Genomic DNA, 19,500 nt, shown 5'->3' on the forward strand with positions numbered 1-19,500 from the left:
CAGCGGGTACGGCGGAGGCGTTGCGCGAGGCTGCCAACAGATGTCCTTCCGAGGGCTCGCGGCGGACTGACTACACGCACGCCAGACAACCTCGCAACGTGAGCAAGCATCGCGGGTCGTCAAAGGGCAGCGCAAAGGGGCAGTGTAGCCGATCGGCACACGCCTGTCCACTTCGCTCTCGCTGCATGCTCCACGTTGGTCGCAGCATCGCCCGTCCGGACGGAAACGTCAAGCCCGTGAGCCCGACTTTTCGCCGCTTCGGGGCCCGGACGCTGGGTTTTCTCCCCTGCGTGACCGAGCGCCTCCGCCACGGCCCAAGACGATACCCGCGAACGGGGGCGGTTAACGCTCCGTCACACCGGGGGCCGAACCCATGCCGACAACCGGTGTAGCTGTGACAGGGTTACCCCTGTCGGCGGCTTCGCTAAACCAGATTTTTGGTAACAATTGAACGAAGCGCCGCGCCCGGGAGCTCCAGGCCAGGTCACGGGCCCTGCCCGGCTCCGATCGGTCCGGCCTCTCACGGCCCGGCCGACCGCTCGCGCCTCAGGCGGCCCCGAGGAGCGTGGACAGATCGGCGGCCAGCCAGCGATCGCCCTCGCGGACCATCACGAGCCTGGCCCGGCTCTGCGCCACCTGCTGCTGCGGCCCGCTCTTGCCGGGGACCTCCTTGACCGTACCAGTGTTCACGAAGAGCAGAATCTCCACCCTGTCGGGCCTGGCCCGCTCGACCGCCGCCCCCGCCACCGAGGCGGTCTGGACGATCTTCTCGGCCCTGGCCCGCGCCGCCAGGCTCGTGCTCAGCTCCTTGTAGTAGCGGGTCAGCTCGCCGGTGGTGTGGGAGCCGGCCCGCGCCAGGTCCTTCTCCACCGTGCGGTAGTCGTAGGAGAGCAGCTCGGGCGCGGCCCGCCGGGCGGCGGCCATGGCCGCGCTCCCCGCCGCGTCGGCCTCCCGCAGGTCGCGCAGGTTGAACCACATGGTCGGCACCAGCACCGCCGCCACGGCCACCAGCACGCCCAGCAGCCCGATCACGAACGTCCTCACACCACCTGCACCGCCTTCGACACCAGCCAGACGCCGCCGACCTTGTCCAGCTCCATCGACCAGCGGTAGTACCGCTCCTGGGACGGGCTGCCCGAGCCGTCCCAGTGGATCTCCACGTCGGCCACGGCCAGCGCCCTGGCCTTGGTGCCGGTCAGCGAGACCAGGCCGGTGGCGCGCAGCACGCCGGTCTGGACGACTTTGTCGCGGACGGTGGTGGACTTCAGCCGGGCGGCGGCGGCGACGTACTCGGCCCTGGCCGCGCCGGTGCTGGTGTCGAGGATGCGCCGCAGATCGGCCTCGACGGTGCGGTAGTCCAGGGAGACGAGGTTCCGCGCGTGCGCGCCGGCCGCCGCCAGCACGGCCTCCCTGTCGCCCGCCCTGCCCTGCTCCTCGCGCGCCTCGGCGGCGATCCAGGCGCCCGTGGCCACGAGCGCCGCCAGCATCGCGCCGAGCACCACGATCACGATGCGGGCCGGCCGGGCCGCCAGTACCGCCACGTCCGCTCACCCCCTCCTCGGTCGCCGGATCATAACGCGGCGCCCGCCGCCCGGGTCCCCGGAACGACCGAGCCGATGTAGAAACCGGGACAAGGCTGAGGATCGCCGTAAAATGCCCCCCAGACGGCCCTGAGAAGGCCGCTGAGGGCACGAGACCGCCGGCCGGACCGGGAAAGCCGGACCCGGGAACTACTGGACGCCGTGCAGCCGGGCGTTGACCAGACGCGGGTACTCCTCCAGCCAGTTGCGGCCCCGCTCGTCCACGAACGAGCCCTGCGGCGGGATCACGCCGTTGGCCGCCAGCCACGCGCCGGGCGGCTGCTGGGTGCGGCGGATCCGGCCGCCGGTCGGCATGAGCTGCGGCGGGATCGGCGGCAGCAGGCCGGGGTCGTGCCCCAGCTGGGCCTCGGCCTCCAGCTCGGACAGGTCCTTCTCCTCCGACATGCCGATGGGGCCGTGCCTGCGGGCGTTGAGGAACTGCCGCACCACCGGCTCGTCGCTGGACAGCAGCATCTCGCGCGGCCCGAACATCACCAGCTCGCGCCGGAAGAGCATGCCGATGCTGTCGGGGACCGTGCGGGCGGTGTTGATGTCGTGCGTCACGATCAGGAACGTGGCCTCGACCTCGGTGTTGAGGTCCACGATGAGCTGGTTGAGCAGCGCCGTGCGCACCGGGTCGAGGCCGGAGTCCGGCTCGTCGAACAGGATGATCTCCGGGTCCAGCACCAGCGCCCTGGCCAGCCCGGCCCGCTTGCGCATGCCGCCCGAGATCTCGCCCGGCAGCTTGGTCTCGGCCCCGACCAGGCCGACCAGCTCGATCTTCGCCATGACGACGTCGCGGATCTGGGCCTCGCTCTTCCTGGTGTGCTCGCGCAGCGGGAAGGCGATGTTGTCGTAGAGGTTGAGCGAGCCGAACAGCGCGCCGTCCTGGAAGAGCACGCCGAACAGACGGCGCAGCTCGTAGAGCTTGCTCTCGGAGCAGTTGGCCAGGTCGTGGCCGTCGATCCAGATGTGGCCGCGGTCGGGGCGCAGCAGGCCGACCAGCGTCTTGAGGAAGACCGACTTGCCGGTGCCGGACGGGCCCAGCAGCACGGAGATCTGCCCGGCCGGCAGCGTGAGGGAGACGTCCTCCCAGATCACCTGGCGGCCGAACGACTTGGTGAGCCCTTCCACGACGACCTCGACGCCCACCGGCCACCTCCCAGTCGCGAACGATGGCCTCACCGTAACGGGGCCCGGGCGGCTTGGGAAGCGGCTATGAGACCTCTTGTCCAGTAAGCGCGCGCAGGCTCGGCCGGAGCAGCCGCGCGATCTCCTCCTGCGGGGCCGTACGCAGCTCCTCCAGCTCCAGCAGCTGGTGCCCGACCGTGACGCCCAGCATGACCACGGTCATCAGCGCGGCCCGCAGGCGGGCGTCGTCGCCGGGGATCGAGGCGGCCAGGCTGTCGATCTGCCGGCCCAGCACCTCACGGGCCGCGGCGGCGGCCTCGGGGTGGGTGAGCATCGAGCGCATCATGGCCAGCGAGCCCTGGGACAGCGCGCCGATCTTGGTGTCCAGGGTGCCGAGGAGGTGGCCGACCAGCTCGTCGGCGTCCAGGCCGGCCGCCGGGGGCGGGGCGACGCGGGCGGCGAGCCTGAACAGCTCCTGCTTGCTGCCGAAGTACTGCATGACCAGGGCGGGATCGACCTCGGCGGCGCGGGCGACCGCTCTGATGGTGGTGCGCTCGAAGCCCAGCTCGGCGAAGAGCGCGCGGGCCGCGCCGAGGATGCGCTCCTCGGTCCTGCGCCGCCGCTCGGCCCGGGGAGGCAGACGATCGCTCACCCGGCCGACTCTACACGCGTTGACCGTCCTCCCCTTTTCACTCTACGCTCGTTGAGTCAACGAACGTTGAGCGAAAGGTGAGATGATCCATGTCCGTCGAGGAGATCGTCACCGGCTACCACGCCGCGATGCTGCACAAGTCACCCGACGAGCTGGCCGGGCTCTACGCGGAGGACGGGCGGCACGAGTTCCCGTTCGGCGGGCTCGCGCCGCTCGCCGGGCGGGAGGCGGTGCGGGCCGGCTACCGGGCCATGTGGGGGGCCTCGCCGTTCCAGGCCGAGGAGGTGCGGCGGGTGGCGCTGCACCACACGCGGGACCCGGAGGTGGTGATCGTGGAGCAGGTCACGCGCGTGCGGGCCGGGGAGCGCTCGATCGCGGTCCCCGGCCTGCTGGTGCTCCGGATCAGGAACGGCGAGATCGTCCACACCAGGGACTACATGGACACCGGCGCCGTCGCCGAGGTCCGCGCCGCCGCCGCGGGCGCCTGAGGTCTCAGCCGCTCCCGGTGAGGTCGAAGACGGTGACGCCGCCGACGGTGGTGGCCGTGAACGTCTCCTGCACCCAGGCGGCGATCCGCGCCGCGTCGTCACTGCCGCCCGAGCCGCCCCCGTTGCCCGTGGCGCGGCCGCCGAAGCCGCCCATCCCGGTGCCGAGGAAGTAGTGGATCCTCTTGCCGGCGACGTAGCGCTGGAACTGCTCCAGCGTCGGCGCGGGGTCGGTGCCGTTGAAGCCGCCTACCGCCATCACGGGCAGGCCGGTGGCGAGCTGGTAGCCGGCCGCGTTGTTGGAGCCGACGGTGGCCGCCACCCAGGTGTGGCCCGAGGCGCCGCTCCTCAGCAGCGCCGTCAGCTCGGCGCTGGGCGTCGCGGCGCCCAGCAGGCCGCCCGCGCCCCCGCCCCGCCCGAAACCGTCGCGTCCCCCACCGTCGCGTCCCCCACCGTCGCGTCCCCCACCGTCGCGGGGGCCGCCCTGCCGGGCGGGCCATCCGCCGCCGGGCGGCTGCGCGTTGCCGCCCGGCGGCTGGAAACCCCCGCCGCCGGGCCGGAACCCGCCGCCTCCCCCGGGACGGCCGAACCCGCCCCCGGTGGACGGCCCGGCCGTCGGGATCGCCCCGGTGTGCGGGGTGGCGGCGGTCTCCACCGCGTACGCGGCCGGCCCCGCCAGGCACACCACCGCCGCGACGGCGACCACCGCGAGCGCGCGGCGGGTCAGCGTCATCGCCGTCGCGGCCCCCAGCCCCGCCACCAGCACGGCGATGCCGAGCCAGGCGGTCCAGCCGGTGCCGCGCGACAGCAGCACGTACGACCACACGGCCGTCCCCGCCACCACCACCGCGAGCACCCGGCGCGCCCCCCGCCGCCACAGCAGCACGGCGCCCATGCCCACCAGCACCGCGATCGCCGGAGCCAGCGCCACCGTGTAGTACGCGTGGAAGATCCCCCGCATGAGGCTGAACACCAGCCCCGTGACCACCAGCCAGCTCCCCCACACCCAGAACGCGGCCCGCACCGCGTCGGTCCGCGCCGCCCGCCGGGTGTGCCAGGTCGCCGCGGCGAGCAGCGCCAGCGCCGCCGGCAGCAGCCACGAGATCTGCCCGCCCGCCTCGGTGTCGAACATGCGCAGCCAGCCGGCCTGCTGGTCGAGGTTGCCCAGCCCGCCGTAGTCGCCGCCGTTGAGCCGGCCGAGGCCGTTGTAGCCGAGCGCCAGCTCCAGCACGCTGTTGCCCTGCGACCCGCCGATGTACGGCCGCTCCGAGGCGGGCACCAGCGCCACCGCCAGCAGCCACCACCCGGCCGCGGCCACCATCGCGGCCCCGGCGAGCAGGAGCTGCCCCACCCGCCGCCGGAGCGCCACCGGCGCGGTCACCAGGTACACCAGCGCGAACCCCGGCAGCACGAGGAACGCCTGCAACATCTTCGCCAGGAACGCGAGCCCGAGCGCCGCCCCCGCCAGCACCAGCCACCGGGTGGCGCCGCGCTCCTGGGCCCGCACCACGCAGTACCCGGCCGCGGTCAGCAGCAGCACCAGCAGCGCGTCGGGGTTATTGAAGCGGAACATCAGCACCGCCACCGGCGTCAGCGCCATGACGGCCCCGGCCAGCAGCCCGGCCCACGGCGTGAGCAGCCGGCGCGCGCCGGCGTACACCAGGGCCACCGTCGCGACCCCCATCAGCGCCTGCGGCACGAGGATGGCCCACGCGTTCAGCCCGAACAGCCGCACGCTGAGCACCATCGGCCACAACGACGCGGGCGTCTTGTCCACGGTGATCGCGTTCGCCGCGTCGGAGGAGCCGAAGAAGAACGCCTTCCAGCTCTGGCTGCCCGCCTGCACGGCGGCCGAGTAGTACGGGTTGGCCCAGCCCGAGGCGCCGAGGCCCCACACGTAGAGCACGCCCGCGCCCGCGAGCAGGACGGCGAGCGCCCAGCGAGACTTGTCTTTCACGCCCCGCACGCTAGGCACGGGGATTGGGTCCGCCCTGAGACGAGGATGAGAATCTCCTGAACGCCCCGGGCACGCGAAAAGGGGCGGCGGACACCCGGCACCAGGATGTCCTCCGCCCCTTTTACAGAGCTCTGTGGAGCCAGACCGTCTTACTTGACGGTGACGGTGGCGCCGGCGCCCTCAAGGGCGGCCTTGGCCTTCTCCGCCTGCTCCTTGTTGACCTTGCCGTCGAAGACCGGCTTCGGAGCGCCGTCCACCAGGTCCTTGGCCTCCTTGAGGCCCAGGGACGTGAGGGCGCGGATCTCCTTGATGACCTGGATCTTCTTGTCGCCGGCGGCCTCGAGGATGACGTCGAACTCGTCCTGCTCCTCGGCGGCCGGGGCCTCGGCGCCGGCACCACCGGCGGCGGGGGCGGCGGCGACCGCGACGGGGGCGGCGGCCTTGACGTCGAAGATCTCCTCGAACTGCTTCACGAACTCGGAGAGCTCAAGGAGGGTCATCTCCTTGAAAGCGTCGATGAGCTCGTCGTTGCTGAGCTTCGCCATGATGCGTTTCCTTACGTTTAGGACTTGCTGAAAACTAGGAACGGGACCGCGGTGGGTGCGGCAACCCCCGTGTTACTCGCCCGCCTCTTCGCGCTTCGCGCGGAGGGCGTCGGCCAGCTGAGCCATCTGCGTGGGCAGCGCGGCGAACATCGCGGCAGCGGCGCTCTGCTTCGCCTTGATCGCACCGGCAAGCTTCGCGAGGAGGACCTCGCGGGACTCGAGGTCGGCGAGCTTGGTGATCTCGGTGGCGTCGAGCGTCTTGCCCTCGAGCACGCCGCCCTTGATCACCAGAAGGGGATTGGCCTTGGCGAAGTCACGCAGACCCTTGGCCGCCTCGACGACGTCGCCCTTGACGAAGGCGACGGCGGTGGGGCCGACCAGCAGGTCGTCGAGACCCGTCACGCCGGCCTGGTTGGCGGCGATCTTGGTCAGGGTGTTCTTCGCCACGGCGAACTTCGCATTCTCACCGAGAGACTTGCGCAGGTCCTTGAGCTGCGCGACGGTGAGACCGCGGTACTCGGTCAGAACGGCGGCAGTGCTGCCCTCGAACTCGCTCTTGAGCTCGGCGACACCGCTCGCCTTATCCGCCCTCGCCATGGGCCTCCTTCCAGATGTGCCGCCGGCGAAGGCCCTCGGAAACGAGAACGGCCCCGGGCGCAGGGCGCACACGGGGCTCACGCGCATGGACGGCCATGCGGGGAAACTCGCATCACACCTGCGCGGGCCGTCCACGTGACGTGGATCCTTCGGTCGTCAGGATGTGAGCACCTGACGACGACCGGCGGTCTTCGGCAACGACCAGAGTACGTCCTGGCCGCCGAGTTTCCAAATCGTTCTCGGGATGCTCCTAGTTGGTCGTGCCCTTGGGCAGCTCGCCGACCTGGTCGGCGGGCGGGGCCTGAATGGTCACGGGCTTGTTGAAGTCCTTGAAGAACAGCGTCGCGTCGAGCGTGGCGCCCTGCTCCTGACCCTTCAGCGTGAGCTTGCGCGGCAGCTCGTCGGAGGCCACCCAGATGTCGAACTTGACGTTCTTCAGCTCGGACAGGTTCGTCCGCGCCGACGCCTGCTCGTCGGCGGGCAGCAGCTGCACGGCCGCGTCCACCGGGAAGGTGCCGGCGTAGTGGGTGGTGTCGTCGCCGTTGACGGTCTCGTTGCCGGCCGACTTCACGTCCTTGGAGGCGGTGACGAGCTTGGTGACGCTGGCCAGGTCGAACTGCTGGATCTGGGCCAGGTACTGGTCGACCTGCGTGCGGTCGCCCACCTGGTCCAGCGAGACCTTGATCCACGGCTTGGTGGCGCCCAGCATCTTGTTCAGCGCCTCGACCTTGACGTAGACGGTGTCGCCCTGCAGCACGGCGCGGGCGCCGCCCGGCAGGCCGCGGCCGCCCATGTCCACGGTGTCCAGGGTGAGGTCCACGGCCAGCTCGGGCTTGCTCTGATAGAGCATGCGGCCCTGCGCCCGGCCGTCACCCTCCTGGGTGTGCGTGGCGTTGAGCACGGCGTCTACGGTGTAGCTGTTGACCTCGGCGGTCTTCTGCGCCGCCTGCGCCAGCACCTCTGAGGCCGCCAGATTGACCTGGATGGGTTGGGCGTTCGTGCCACAACCGGCAACCGCGGCCACGACGAGCGCGGCTCCGGCCGCGGCGAGACTTATCGTGCGCTTCAGCATGTCTTGACCCTACGTTTGCGGACCCGGGTGATAGCGGCTTCCCCGCATAATTAAGGGAAAACCCAGGGTTATCCCCCACAGTCCCTGCACGCTTCCTTCACATCCGCAGAGTCCTTCGCCGGCGGTCCTCCCGTACCTCGCCGGTGATGATCCACAGATGGCCGAACGGGTCGCGGACGCGGCCCGAGCGCTTGCCGTAGGGCCGGTTCTCGATCGGCACGACCAGCTCGGCGCCGTGGGCGATCATGCGCTCGCCGGTCGCGTCCGGATCGTCGACCTCGATCTCGATGAGCACCCCGGGGCCGCCGGTCTCGTCCGGCGCGAGCCAGCCCCACGACGGCACGGCCGGCGAGAGCCGGAAGAACGAGCCGCCGAGGCGGTGATCGACGACGCTGGGGCGCCCGTCGTCGTTCAGCGACGCGCGGAAGACCTGCTCGGCGCCGAGGGCGGCCTGGTAGAACTCCGACGCGCGGTCCGGGTCGGGCACGATGAGACGGGGAAGAAGGCGGATGTCCTGCGTCATGCGCCCATCGTGGGGCCGGGCCGGCGTCGGGGTCTTGCACATTTGGGAACGAAACCGCCCCACCGACCGTCACCCCGATCCCGGGACTCGCCCTGCCGGCCATCACCCCGATCCCGGGGGGATCGCCCTGACGGCCGTCACTCGCCTCCCGGGGGCCGTTCGCCGGCCGGACGGGCGTGCGGTGCCGGTCCCTCGGCGCGCAGCCACTCGGTGGGCGTGCATCCGGCCATCGCCCGCCACTCCCGGGTGAGGTGCGCCTGGTCGGCGAAGCCCGACGCGGCCGCCACCGCCGCCAGGCCGACCCCTTCGCGGGCGGCGGCCACGAGCCGGCCCCGGGCGCGCTCGAAGCGCACCAGCCGCTGGTATTCCTTCGGCGTCACCCCGAGCTCGCCGCGGACCGTACCGCTCAGGTGCCGCCGCGAGCAGCCCAGCCGCCGGGCGGCCTCCTGCACCCGGGCGGTCCCGGACAGGGCCGCGAGCGTGGCCCGCAGGTCGTGGCGGGCGGCGCGCTCGCCGTGCCGGGCCAGGCCGGCGAGCAGCGCGCGCTCGACGAGGGCGCGGCGCTCGGGCCAGGACCGGCGGGCCGCCAGGCGCTCCGGCAGGTCCGCCAGCGCCGGGACGGCCTCGGCGAGATCGGCGACGCTCCCGGCCAGCGCCGAGGCGGGCAGCCCCAGCAGCGCGCGGGCGCCCGAGGGGCTGAGCGTCAGCCACACGCCGCACGTGGACCTCTGCTGCCGCAGCTCGGCCGCGCCCAGGTGGAGCCCGGCCACGACCGCCCGCAGCCGCTCGCGCGGGCCGGGGCCGCCGATCCAGCCGATCTCCAGTGAGTCGGCCTCGGGGATCGTGATCGACACCGTGGACGAGGGCAGCCCGCGGTGCACGCCGGCCGCGCCGCCGCCCAGCTCGTAACCGGCCAGCGTCACCACGAACGGCGCCAGAGCGGCGGGCAGCCGGGCGTGAGGCGGCCGGGCGTCGGGCACCCTGCCACCCTACGGTGCCCGCCGGGGTCAGCGGAGCTTGCGGAAGAACGCCCGGACGTCGTCGACCAGCAGATCGGGGGCCTCCATCGCGGCGAAGTGGCCGCCCCTGTCGAACTCCGACCAGTGGACGACGTTGTGCTCGCGCTCGGCGATCCGGCGGACCCCGGGGTCGCCGGGGAAGACCGCGACCCCGTGCGGCACCTCCGAGCGCTCCACCGGCGCCCCCCACTGCGCCGAGCCCTCCTTGTAGAGCCGGGCGGAGGAGGCGGCGGTGCGGGTCAGCCAGTAGATCGTCACGTCGGTGAGGAGCTGGTCCAGATCGACCGCGTCCTCGGGCAGCTCGTGCGCGGGGTCGGTCCACTCCTTGAACTTCTCCGCGATCCAGGCGAGCTGGGCGGCGGGAGAGTCGTGCAGGCCGAAGGCGACGGTCTGCGGCCGGGTGGCCTGGATGACCGCGTAGCCGGAGCGGTCGTCGTCGGTGTAGAGCCGCAGCCGGGCCCGCTCGCTCTCGCTGAGGCCCGCCGCCTCGTCCGGGTCGAAGGACGGGAAGCCGAGCGCGCCGTTGACGTGCACGCCGACCACCTGGCCGGGGGCGACGCGGCCCAGCTCCGGGGAGACGACCGAGCCGCTGTCGCCGCCCTGGGCGCCGTAACGCTCGTAGCCGAGGCGGCTCATCAGCTCGGCCCACGCGCGGGCGATCCGGCGCAGGTCCCAGCCGGTCTCGCGGGTGGGGCCGGAGAACCCGAAGCCGGGCAGGGACGGGATGACGAGGTGGAAGGCGTCGGCGGGGTCGCCGCCGTGGGCGCGGGGATCGGACAGCGGGCCGATGACCTTCATGAACTCGGCGATCGAGCCGGGCCAGCCGTGGGTGAGGACCAGCGGCAACGCGTCCGGCTCGGGGGAACGCACGTGCAGGAGATGGATGTTCTGGCCGTCGATCTCGGTGGTGAACTGCGGGTACGCGTTGAGCGCCGCCTCGTGGGCCCGCCAGTCGTAGGTGGTGCGCCAGTACTCGGCCAGCCGCCGCGCGTACCAGACCGGGATGCCGTACGACCAGCCCACCCCGGGCAGCTCGTCGGGCCAGAGGGTGCGCTCCAGCCGGTCGTGCAGGTCGTCGAGGGCGGCCTGCGGGATGTCGATGCGGAACGGACGGATCTCCGTGGTGGACGTCATGAGGAGCACGCTAGGGACGAGCTAGGACAGCTCCGGTCCTAGCCGTGCGGCATTCTGAAGAACATGTTGGAGACCTCGGCCCGCCTGCTCAGACTGCTGTCGTTGCTCCAGACCCACCGCGACTGGCCGGGCACGGAGCTGGCGGAGCGGCTCGGCGTGTCCACGCGGACCGTCCGCCGCGACGTCGGGCGGCTGCGCGAGCTGGGCTACCCGGTGCACGCCGTCGCGGGCACGCCCGGCTACCGGCTCGGCCCGGGCACCCAGGTGCCGCCGCTGCTGCTGGACGACGACGAGGCCGTGGCGGTCGCGGTGGGGCTGCGGACGGCCGCGGGCGGCTCGGTGTCGGGGATCGAGGAGACCTCGCTGCGGGCGCTGGCCAAGCTGGAGCGGGTGCTGCCGTCCCGGCTGCGGCACCGCGTGCACGCGCTGCGCTCGATGACCGTGCCGATGGGGCGGGCGGGCTCGGTGGTGGACCCGGCGGCCCTGGCCGCGATCGCCGCCGCCTGCCGCGACCGCGAGACCCTGCGCTTCGACTACCGCGCGCACGACGGGCAGGACAGCGTCCGCGCCGCCGAGCCCTACCGGCTCGTGCACTCCGGGCGGCACTGGTACCTGCTGGGCTGGGACACCGGCCGGGCCGCCTGGCGCACCTACCGCATCGATCGCCTGAGCCTGCGCACGCCGAACGGGCCGCGGTTCGCCCCCCGCGAGCCGCCCGAGGACGACGCGGCGGCCTACGTGTCCCGGTCGATCTCCAGCTCGCCCTACCGCTACCAGGCGCGCTTCACGGTGCACGCCCCGGCGGAGGTGGTCGCCGGGCTCATGCCGGCCACGGCGGGCACGATCGAGCCCATCGACGAGCGGTCCTGCGCGCTGTCCAGCGGCGCCAACCACCTGGACGAGCTGGCCGTCTGGGTCGCGCTCATGGACATCGACTTCGTGGTGCACGAGCCGCCCGAGCTGGTCGGGCGCGTCCGCGCCCTGGCCGCCCGCCTGACCGGCGCGGCCCCGCCGTGAGGGCCGTCAGGGCCCGGAAGACGAAGAAGCCCCGCCCGGGAAGACGGGCGGGGCTCCTCGGAAGGACCTACTCGGCCAGGTCGGCCGTGATGCCGCGGGTGACGTTGGGGTCGACCGGGACGCCCGGGCCCATCGTCGTGGAGAAGGTGACCTTCTTCAGGTAGCGGCCCTTGGCCGCCGACGGCTTGAGACGCAGCACCTCGTCCAGGGCGGCGGCGTAGTTCTCCAGGAGCTGGCGCTCGCCGAACGACGTCTTGCCGATGATGAAGTGCAGGTTGGCCTGCCGGTCGGTGCGGAACTCGATCTTGCCGCCCTTGATGTCGGAGACGGCCTTGGCGACGTCGGGCGTCACGGTGCCGGTCTTCGGGTTGGGCATGAGACCGCGCGGGCCGAGGACGCGGCCCAGGCGGCCGACCTTGCCCATCATGTCGGGCGTGGCCACCACGGCGTCGAACTCGTTGAGCCGGTTGCCCTTGGAGATCTCGTCGATCAGCTCGTCGGCGCCGACGATGTCGGCGCCCGCCTCGCGGGCCGACTCGGCACGGTCACCGGTCGCGAAGACCAGGACCCGGGCGGTCTTGCCGGTGCCGTGCGGAAGGTTGACCGTGCCGCGCACGATCTGGTCGGCCTTGCGGGGGTCGACGCCCAGCCGCAGCGCGACCTCGACGGTGGCGTCGAACTTGGTGGTCGACGTCTCCTTGGCGAGCTTGGCGGCCTCGACCGGCGAGTAGAGCTTGTCGCGGTCGACCTTGGCCGCCGCGTCCTTGTGCGCTTTGCTGCGCTTCATGTCGTTACTCCTAGTGGTATTCGGGCCGGCGTTCTCCGGCCCTCCCACGCGTGGGATGAAGAAGGGTGTTACTCGGCGATCGTGATGCCCATCGACCGGGCGGTGCCGGCGATGATCTTCTCGGCCGCCTCGATGTCGTTGGCGTTGAGGTCGGGCATCTTGGTCTCGGCGATGCTGCGCAGCTGCTCGCGGCTGAGCTTGCCGACCTTGTCGCGGTGCGGGACCGCGCTGCCCTTGTCGAGGCCGAGGGCCTTCTTGATCAGCTCGGGGGCCGGCGGCGTCTTCGTGACGAAGGTGAAGCTGCGGTCCTCGAAAATGGTGATCTCAACGGGGATGATGTTGCCCCGCTGGGCCTCCGTCGCGGCGTTGTACTGCTTGACGAAGTCCATGATGTTGACGCCGTGGGGACCGAGGGCGGTACCCACGGGCGGCGCCGGGGTGGCCTGGCCAGCGGGGAGCTGGACCTTCACCAACGCGGCGATTTTCTTCTTCGGAGGCATGTGTCCTTCTCCGGGTCCTGGATCGTGATGCGTGCCGGGCGGCGGATGCGGCCCTGACATGTCGGAGGCCGCCCGACACGGCAGGCGGCCAGTCCGAACGTCTAAGTGTATGTGATCGTCTGAGATCTTCGAGAATCAGATCTTGGAGACCTGGTTGAACGAGAGCTCCACGGGGGTCTCCCGGCCGAAGATCGAGACGAGCACCTTGAGCTTCTGCGACTCGGGGCTGATCTCGCTCACCGAGGCCGGCAGGGTGGCGAACGGGCCGTCCATGACCGTGACGGACTCGCCGATCTCGAACTCCACCGTGGGGCCGGTGGAGGTCTTGGCGGTCGCCTTCTTGGTCTCCTCGGTCGGCTCGGGCGCCAGCAGCTTGGCGACCTCGTCGAGGCTGAGCGGGCTCGGCTTGTTGGACAGGCCGACGAAGCCGGTGACGCCCGGGGTGTTGCGCACCGCGGCCCAGGACTCGTCGGTCAGCTCCATGCGCACCAGGACGTAGCCGGGCAGCACGCGCTCCTTGACCGGCACCTTCTTGCCGCTCTTGAACTCCTGGACGGTGTGCGTCGGCACCTCGACCTGGTAGATGTAGTCCTCCATGTTGAGCGAGACGTTGCGGCTCTCGATGTTGGACTTCACGCGGTTCTCGTAGCCGGCGTAGGAGTGGATGACGTACCACTCGCCGGGCTGGCCGCGCAGCGACTGCTTGAACTCCTCGACGGGATCGACGTCGGGAAGATCCGAAGCGTCGTCGGCGGCGGAAGCCTCGGCCTCGGCCGCCTCGTCGCTCTCCGCGACCTCGGCCTCCTCGGGCGCCGCGTCGGCGGCTTCCTCAGTGGCCTCTTCCAGCTCGTCGTCCCACTCGTCGCGAGACTCGTCCGCCGGAAATGAAGACTCGGACACGGTGACTCTTCCTCTTTCGTCGAATCGAAGGGCGACTCCGTCAGTCGGCACCGGCGACGTCTGGATCAGGCTTAGCCGAAGAGCTTCAGCACAAGCCATCCCAAGGCGCTGTCGAGCCCGTAGACGATGGCAACCATGATCAGAACGAATACCAGAACGACCGTGGTGTAAGTGATGAGGTCCTTGCGTGTCGGCCAGATGACCTTGCGAAGCTCGTTGACGACCTGCCGATAGAAGAGGGCAGGTGAAGTGCGCGTCTTCTTCTCGCCACTGGGCTTGTCTGCGGTCTCGCCGCGCGTGTCGATCGCCACAGTCCTCACCTGATTCGTCGTATCCAACGCAGTTTTGCGGCGCGCTTACACGCCTATCATGCGCGGACCGCACTCGCAGGGCACGAGGGACTCGAACCCCCAACCGCCGGTTTTGGAGACCGGTGCGCTACCAATTGCGCCAGTGCCCTATGCCATCAACCAGACTACCCTGATTGAATCACTGCCTGGACCGAACCGCTCGCCGACATGCGGCGGAAGGACCGAGCTGAAGCATACGGGGGAATGCCTGGTACGTCGAACCGAAACCCGAGTGCCCAGGTCAGAACGGCATGCGACGATGGGGCCATGTCCAGCCGACGCCGCGTCTCCGCGCGAATCTCCGCCATATCCGAGTCCGCCACGCTGGCCGTGGACGCCAAGGCGAAGGCCATGAAGGCCGCCGGGCGCCCGGTCATCGGCTTCGGCGCGGGCGAGCCCGACTTCCCGACGCCCGGCTACATCGTCGAGGCGGCGATCGAGGCGGCCCGCGACCCGCGCTTCCACAAGTACACCCCGGCGGGCGGCCTGCCCGAGCTCAAGCAGGCCATCGCCGCCAAGACGCGGCGCGACTCCGGCTACGCGGTCGAGCCCTCGCAGGTGCTGGTCACCAACGGCGGCAAGCAGGCCGTCTACGAGGCGTTCGCCACCCTGCTCGACCCGGGCGACGAGGTCCTCGTCGTGGCGCCCTACTGGACGACCTACCCCGAGGCCGTCAAGCTGGCCGGCGGCGTGCAGGTCGACGTCGTGACCGACGAGTCCACCGGCTACCTCGCGAGCGTCGAGCAGCTGGAGGCCGCGCGCACCGGGCGGACGAAGGCGCTGCTGTTCGTCTCGCCGTCCAACCCCACGGGCGCGGTCTACTCGCGCGAGCAGACGGTGGCGATCGGCCGCTGGGCCGCCGAGCACGGCCTATGGGTGATCACCGACGAGATCTACGAGCACCTGGTGTACGGCGACGCCGAGTTCACCAGCATCGCCACGGCCGTCCCCGAGCTGGGCGACCGGGTCGTGATCCTCAACGGCGTGGCCAAGACCTACGCGATGACCGGCTGGCGCGTGGGCTGGCTGATCGGCCCCGCCGACGTGGTCAAGGCCGCCACCAACCTGCAGTCCCACGCCACCTCCAACGTCTCCAACGTCGCGCAGATGGCGGCGCTGGCGGCGGTCTCCGGCGACCTGTCGGCGGTGGCCGAGATGCGCGCGGCCTTCGACCGGCGGCGCCAGACGATGGTGCGGATGCTCAACGACATCCCGGGCGTGTTCTGCCCCGAGCCGAAGGGGGCGTTCTACGCGTACCCGTCGGTCAAGGAGCTGATCGGCAAGGAGCTGCGGGGGCGGCGGCCGGCGACCTCCGGCGAGCTGGCCGAGCTGATCCTGGAGGAGGCCGAGGTGGCGGTGGTGCCCGGCGAGGCGTTCGGGACGCCTGGTTACTTCCGGCTGTCGTACGCGCTGGGCGACGACGACCTGGCCGAGGGCGTCAGCCGACTGGGCAAGCTGCTGTCGGAGGCCCGCGCCTGACCGAGCGCGGGCCCGTGGCCGATCCCGTCGGCCACGCTCCGCATCTGGGCGGTGAGGCCCGGCGTCGCCCCGACGTAGACCGCGACGCCCGGGCTCTCCAGCCACATGAGGTTGCGCACGCCGATGCGGGTGGTCCAGCGCAGGGCGGGCCGGCCCTCGTACGCCGTCAGCCGCGCCTCGGGCACCAGCGTGGCGAACTCCTCGGCGGTGCGGGGGCCGCACACCACGCCGACGTACAGGCGCTCGTCGTTGCTGCTCCAGATCAGGCCGCGGACGTCGAGCGGGCGGGCGAGCGCGGGCAGCCGGGCGAACGTGCCGGCCCGCAGGAGCCCGTCGGGCACGGCGGGCAGCGCCACCCCGGAGCCCTCGCACGACAGCGACGACGCCCGGCTCGCGGCCGCTCCTGGCGACGGGGAGGCCATCGGGGAGGCCGTCGAGGAGGCCGCGGGCGTGCGGGCGCGCAGGGCCACCTCGCCGGTCTCCCCTCCGGCGCAGCCGGAGAGCGCGAGCACGAGGATCACCGCCGCCAGACGCCGCATCGACTCCCCATGCATGACGTGTGTGGACACCCGGAAGGGACCGGGAAAGGGTCCTAGTCTCCTACAGGAGCCCTGGCCGAGGCGGCAACTGCGAGGAGTTCTTTACCCAGCGACTCGCTGACCCTGATCCGGGCGCCGGTCCCGGCCCGCTCCAGCCAGGCGAGCACCCGGCCGCCGCGCGGGTCCCGGCCGGCCACGGCGGGCCGGCCGTGCACGGTGACCGCGCGCGCGTCGAGCACGCGCACGTGGGAACGGTAGCGCGGCCAGTCGGCGGCCACGGCGCCGTGCTCGACCCACGCCTCGACGTACCTGCCCGGCGTGCCGAACCGCGCCCAGCCGCCCGTCGCGTCCGGGTCGGCGCCGATCGTCCCCCCGCCGCTGCGCCGCAGGCCCGGCGGCAGGTACGTGAGCCAGAACCCGGCCGTGACCACGGCGAGCGCGGGCCTCTCCCGCGCGGGGGCCCCGGCGGCGGCACCGGCCGGGGCCGGGGAGTCGGGGGCCAGGGCGGCGGAGGGCGTCGCCGGCCGCGCGCCCGGCGGCGGAAGGCGCCCGAACCCCGACGCGAACAGGCCGTAGACGGCCACGGCCGTCACCGCGAACGCCAGCAGCGCGAGCGCCGCCCGCCACCCCTGCCCACCCGTGTGCCCCTCGGGAATCACGCCTCGATGATCCCCCACGAGGCCCGCCCCTACCGCTCTTTCCCGCCGCCCTTTCCCGCCGTCCTTCGGCGCGACCGGCCGCACCGGCGCGATCGGCGCCGTCCCGCGAGCCCGCCACCGGGCCCGGTGGCAAGATGGGTAGATGCCGAAACCCCTGGTCACGCTTCCGAAAGCCCATCTCCACCTGCACTTCACCGGCTCCATGCGGCATGCCACGCTGATCGAGCTGGCCAGGGAGCAGGGGCTGCACCTGCCCGACGCGCTGGAGCAGGACTGGCCGCCCAGGCTGCGCGCCACCGACGAGCGCGGCTGGTTCAGGTTCCAGCGCCTGTACGACATCGCCAGGTCCGTGCTCACCAGGCCCGAGCACGTCTACCGGCTGCTGCGCGAGACGGCCGAGGACGAGGCGGCGGCCGGCTCGCGGTGGCTGGAGATCCAGGTGGACCCGTCCGGCTACGCCCAGCGGTTCGGCGGCCTGACGGCCACGCTGGAGCTGGTGCTGGACGCCGTGCGGCAGGCCGCCGACCACGCCGGCGTCGGCATCGCGGTGATCGTGGCGGCCAACCGCACCAGGCACCCTCTCGACGCCAACACGCTGGCCCGCCTGGCCACGCAGTACGCCGGCCAGGGGGTGGTCGGGTTCGGGCTGTCCAACGACGAGCGCCGGGGCCAGGCCCGCGACTTCGAGCGGGCCTTCAGGATCGCCAAGCGGGCCGGGCTGCTGTCGGTGCCGCACGGCGGCGAGCTGATGGGCTCGCGCAGCGTCGCGCAGTGCGTGGACGACCTGGGGGCCGACCGGGTGGGGCACGGCGTGCGGGCGGCCGAGGACGAGTGGCTGATGCGGCGCCTGGCCGACCGGCAGATCTGCTGCGAGGTGTGCCCCACCTCGAACGTCGGGCTCGGCGTCGTCGAGCAGCCCGGCGACGTGCCGCTGCGGCGGCTGTTCGACGCGGGGGTGCCGATCGCGCTGGGGGCCGACGACCCGCTGCTGTTCGGCACCCGGCTGCTGCGCCAGTACGAGCTGGCCAGGGAGGTCTACGGGTTCACCGACAAGGAGGTGGCCGAGCTGGCCCGGCAGTCGGTACGCAGCTCGGCGGCCCCCGAGCCGGTACGCAAGGAGCTGCTCGAGGACATCGACGACTGGCTCACCGGCTCACCGGAGTGAGGCGGCGACCGCGACGGCCTCCCGCGCCGTGCGCACGCCCTCCAGGCGCAGGTTGACGCCGCGGCTGCTCCAGATGAGGGTGGGGGCCGCCTGGCGCAGCGGCACGGCGGTGCCGTCCGTCCTGCGGAGGTAGCCGAGCGGGTGCTCGCCGCCGATCCACCATCCCTCGACGCCGCCGACGGAATCGACGTACTCGGGGAAGGGCGGGCCGAGCTGCTTGAAGAAGTACGGCTCCATCTCGCCGTCGAACTGGTCGAGCCGGACGCCGCCGGGCCAGAACATCGACACCACCCGGCCGCCGTCGGACACCGACGCCGCGCTCGGCGGGCCGAGGCGGGCCGGCGTGCGTACCTCGAACCGGGCCAGGCCCGGCAGCTCCGACGGCGCGACGGCGCGCTCGCCGGGCAGCGGGGCGGTGGTGGTGACGGGCCGGGGCGGGGTGCCGGTGATCTCCAGCTCGATGCCGGCGAAGCGCAGGATCCTCGCGACGGCGGCCCGGCCCTGCGGGGTGGCGGCCGTGACGGCGACGGCCGCCAGGACCACGGCCACCGCCACCCGCCACCGCACCCGCCGCCGCGCGGGCCGGCCCGCGGGCCGGCGCGCGGGAGGCCGGTGACGGAGGGAGTCCGGCCCGTGCGCCGGATCGGGCACCGGGTGGCGACCCTCCCCCGCCGCGTCGGGCGCACCCGCGTCGGGCGCACCCGCGTCGGGCGCGCCCGCCGGGTCGGGTGACTCGGTGGGTGGCTGGGTGAGGCGGGCGCGGACGGCGGCGGCGACGGTGTCGGCCGGGGGCGGGGCGGGCACGTCGAGCAGGTCGCCCAGCGCCAGCAGCTCGGCCTCCAGATCGCCCAGGGGCCCGTCCTGCTGCTCATGCGAGCTCATTTCCCACCTCCTCCCGCAGCCGCGCCAGCCCCCGGTGGGTGCTGGACTTGACGGTGCCCACCGGGCAGTCGAGCACCTGGGCCGTCTCCGCCTCCGTGAGCTGTAAGAAGTACCGGCACACCACGGCCTGGCGTTCCCTCTCGGGCAGCCTCCGGACGGCCGCCAGCAGCCGGCCCCGCCGGTCGGTGGCCACGGCGGCGCCCTCGGGGTCGTCCGGCGCGCGCTCGTCGGCCTCGGCCCCCAGCCGGAGCGCCAGCTCGGCGCGCCGCCCCCGGGACCGGGTCAGGTTGTGCGTCTCGTTGGCCACGATGCGCAGCAGCCAGGGCCGGAACGGCGCCCCTCGCCGGAAGCCCGGCAGGTGCCGGAACGCCTTGACGAACGCCTCCTGCACGACGTCCTCGGCTTCGTTCCCCGCGCCGAGCATGTACGCGGTACGGTGGGCGAGCGCGCTGTAGCGGGCGACCAGCACCTCGTAGGCCGCTAGGTCACCGTCGAGCGAGCGCGCGATCGCCTCGTCGTCGTCCATG

23 protein-coding genes and 1 tRNA gene are annotated in these 19,500 nt (G+C 72.5%); 4 read left to right on the forward strand and 20 right to left on the reverse strand.

The features are described from left to right. Positions 1-546: 546 nt before the first annotated feature. The 4 genes from AB0H75_RS38840 to AB0H75_RS38855 form a co-directional block, all read right to left on the reverse strand. Positions 547-1,044, reverse strand: a complete 498-nt coding sequence (locus AB0H75_RS38840; protein WP_367804806.1) for a hypothetical protein — start codon at positions 1,042-1,044, stop codon at positions 547-549. Further along, positions 1,041-1,541 carry a hypothetical protein gene (locus AB0H75_RS38845; protein ID WP_367804808.1) on the reverse strand — a complete coding sequence of 167 codons (501 nt, stop codon included), beginning with the start codon at positions 1,539-1,541 and terminating at the stop codon, positions 1,041-1,043. Before AB0H75_RS38845 ends, AB0H75_RS38840 begins: the two co-directional genes overlap by 4 nt. 189 nt (positions 1,542-1,730) lie before the next feature. After that, positions 1,731-2,732 carry an ABC transporter ATP-binding protein gene (locus AB0H75_RS38850; RefSeq protein ID WP_367804810.1) on the reverse strand — a complete coding sequence of 334 codons (1,002 nt, stop codon included), beginning with the start codon at positions 2,730-2,732 and terminating at the stop codon, positions 1,731-1,733. Between the two features lie 64 nt (positions 2,733-2,796). Further along, entirely contained in the window at positions 2,797-3,363 is a 567-nt protein-coding gene (locus AB0H75_RS38855) for a TetR family transcriptional regulator (protein ID WP_367804812.1), read from the reverse strand. Between the two features lie 89 nt (positions 3,364-3,452). Here AB0H75_RS38855 and AB0H75_RS38860 point away from each other — a divergent pair, with 89 nt between their 5' ends. Further along, complete coding sequence (locus AB0H75_RS38860) at positions 3,453-3,851, forward strand: nuclear transport factor 2 family protein (protein ID WP_367804814.1); 399 nt, start codon at positions 3,453-3,455, stop codon at positions 3,849-3,851. A 4-nt stretch (positions 3,852-3,855) separates the two neighbouring features. Here the strand turns inward: AB0H75_RS38860 and AB0H75_RS38865 are convergent, their stop codons facing one another. The 7 genes from AB0H75_RS38865 to AB0H75_RS38895 form a co-directional block, all read right to left on the reverse strand. Beyond that, positions 3,856-5,805, reverse strand: a complete 1,950-nt coding sequence (locus AB0H75_RS38865) for a glycosyltransferase family 39 protein (protein WP_367804816.1) — start codon at positions 5,803-5,805, stop codon at positions 3,856-3,858. 149 nt (positions 5,806-5,954) lie between these two features. After that, positions 5,955-6,350: a 50S ribosomal protein L7/L12 gene (gene rplL, locus AB0H75_RS38870; protein WP_367804818.1), complete on the reverse strand. Its 396-nt coding sequence runs from the start codon at positions 6,348-6,350 to the stop codon at positions 5,955-5,957. 72 nt (positions 6,351-6,422) lie between these two features. Next, positions 6,423-6,947 carry a 50S ribosomal protein L10 gene (rplJ, locus tag AB0H75_RS38875; protein WP_367804820.1) on the reverse strand — a complete coding sequence of 175 codons (525 nt, stop codon included), beginning with the start codon at positions 6,945-6,947 and terminating at the stop codon, positions 6,423-6,425. Positions 6,948-7,197: 250 nt separating this feature from the next. Continuing rightward, a complete protein-coding gene (locus AB0H75_RS38880; protein ID WP_367804822.1) occupies positions 7,198-8,019 on the reverse strand; it encodes an LppX_LprAFG lipoprotein in 822 nt (273 codons plus the stop codon). 97 nt (positions 8,020-8,116) lie between these two features. After that, a complete protein-coding gene (locus tag AB0H75_RS38885) occupies positions 8,117-8,542 on the reverse strand; it encodes a VOC family protein (protein WP_367804824.1) in 426 nt (141 codons plus the stop codon). Between the two features lie 137 nt (positions 8,543-8,679). After that, entirely contained in the window at positions 8,680-9,522 is an 843-nt protein-coding gene (locus tag AB0H75_RS38890) for a helix-turn-helix domain-containing protein (protein WP_367804826.1), read from the reverse strand. 27 nt (positions 9,523-9,549) lie between these two features. Then, a complete protein-coding gene (locus AB0H75_RS38895) occupies positions 9,550-10,695 on the reverse strand; it encodes an epoxide hydrolase family protein (protein WP_367804828.1) in 1,146 nt (381 codons plus the stop codon). Between the two features lie 63 nt (positions 10,696-10,758). On the opposite strand from AB0H75_RS38895, the gene AB0H75_RS38900 reads away from it, so the two are divergent. Further along, entirely contained in the window at positions 10,759-11,712 is a 954-nt protein-coding gene (locus AB0H75_RS38900) for a helix-turn-helix transcriptional regulator (RefSeq protein ID WP_367804830.1), read from the forward strand. A 67-nt stretch (positions 11,713-11,779) separates the two neighbouring features. Here the strand turns inward: AB0H75_RS38900 and rplA are convergent, their stop codons facing one another. The 5 genes from rplA to AB0H75_RS38925 all read right to left on the reverse strand — a co-directional run bounded on the left by rplA (position 11,780) and on the right by AB0H75_RS38925 (position 14,359). Then, entirely contained in the window at positions 11,780-12,499 is a 720-nt protein-coding gene (gene rplA, locus AB0H75_RS38905) for a 50S ribosomal protein L1 (protein ID WP_367804832.1), read from the reverse strand. 68 nt (positions 12,500-12,567) lie between these two features. Next, on the reverse strand, positions 12,568-12,999 hold the full coding sequence (rplK, locus tag AB0H75_RS38910; RefSeq protein WP_020544879.1) for a 50S ribosomal protein L11: 432 nt from the start codon (positions 12,997-12,999) through the stop codon (positions 12,568-12,570). A 135-nt stretch (positions 13,000-13,134) separates the two neighbouring features. Next, positions 13,135-13,899: a transcription termination/antitermination protein NusG gene (gene nusG, locus AB0H75_RS38915; protein ID WP_367804835.1), complete on the reverse strand. Its 765-nt coding sequence runs from the start codon at positions 13,897-13,899 to the stop codon at positions 13,135-13,137. Between the two features lie 71 nt (positions 13,900-13,970). Then, positions 13,971-14,210, reverse strand: coding sequence for a preprotein translocase subunit SecE (secE, locus tag AB0H75_RS38920; protein ID WP_367804837.1), 240 nt, complete (start codon positions 14,208-14,210; stop codon positions 13,971-13,973). A 76-nt stretch (positions 14,211-14,286) separates the two neighbouring features. Beyond that, positions 14,287-14,359: transfer RNA gene (locus AB0H75_RS38925), tRNA-Trp, on the reverse strand. A gap of 157 nt (positions 14,360-14,516) precedes the next feature. Between AB0H75_RS38925 and AB0H75_RS38930 the strand changes: the two genes are divergently transcribed. Further along, complete coding sequence (locus AB0H75_RS38930) at positions 14,517-15,728, forward strand: pyridoxal phosphate-dependent aminotransferase (RefSeq protein WP_367804839.1); 1,212 nt, start codon at positions 14,517-14,519, stop codon at positions 15,726-15,728. On the opposite strand, the gene AB0H75_RS38935 is transcribed toward AB0H75_RS38930, so the two are convergent. Both AB0H75_RS38935 and AB0H75_RS38940 read right to left on the reverse strand, forming a co-directional pair. Next, complete coding sequence (locus tag AB0H75_RS38935) at positions 15,638-16,267, reverse strand: hypothetical protein (RefSeq protein ID WP_367804841.1); 630 nt, start codon at positions 16,265-16,267, stop codon at positions 15,638-15,640. The genes AB0H75_RS38930 and AB0H75_RS38935 overlap by 91 nt on opposite strands. Positions 16,268-16,320: 53 nt before the next feature. Then, positions 16,321-16,926 (reverse strand): hypothetical protein, encoded by a 606-nt coding sequence (locus tag AB0H75_RS38940; protein ID WP_367804843.1) that lies wholly within the window; start codon positions 16,924-16,926, stop codon positions 16,321-16,323. Between the two features lie 142 nt (positions 16,927-17,068). Here AB0H75_RS38940 and AB0H75_RS38945 point away from each other — a divergent pair, with 142 nt between their 5' ends. Then, on the forward strand, positions 17,069-18,091 hold the full coding sequence (locus AB0H75_RS38945) for an adenosine deaminase (protein WP_367804845.1): 1,023 nt from the start codon (positions 17,069-17,071) through the stop codon (positions 18,089-18,091). On the opposite strand, the gene AB0H75_RS38950 is transcribed toward AB0H75_RS38945, so the two are convergent. Beyond that, positions 18,080-18,973, reverse strand: coding sequence for a hypothetical protein (locus AB0H75_RS38950; protein WP_367804847.1), 894 nt, complete (start codon positions 18,971-18,973; stop codon positions 18,080-18,082). The two genes, AB0H75_RS38945 and AB0H75_RS38950, sit on opposite strands and share 12 nt — an antisense overlap. Next, positions 18,960-19,499, reverse strand: a complete 540-nt coding sequence (locus AB0H75_RS38955) for an RNA polymerase sigma factor (RefSeq protein ID WP_367804849.1) — start codon at positions 19,497-19,499, stop codon at positions 18,960-18,962. The genes AB0H75_RS38950 and AB0H75_RS38955 overlap by 14 nt, the downstream gene beginning before the upstream one ends. Position 19,500: the final 1 nt, after the last annotated feature.

This window comes from Nonomuraea sp. NPDC050783, from assembly GCF_040802095.1.
Classification (GTDB): domain Bacteria; phylum Actinomycetota; class Actinomycetes; order Streptosporangiales; family Streptosporangiaceae; genus Nonomuraea.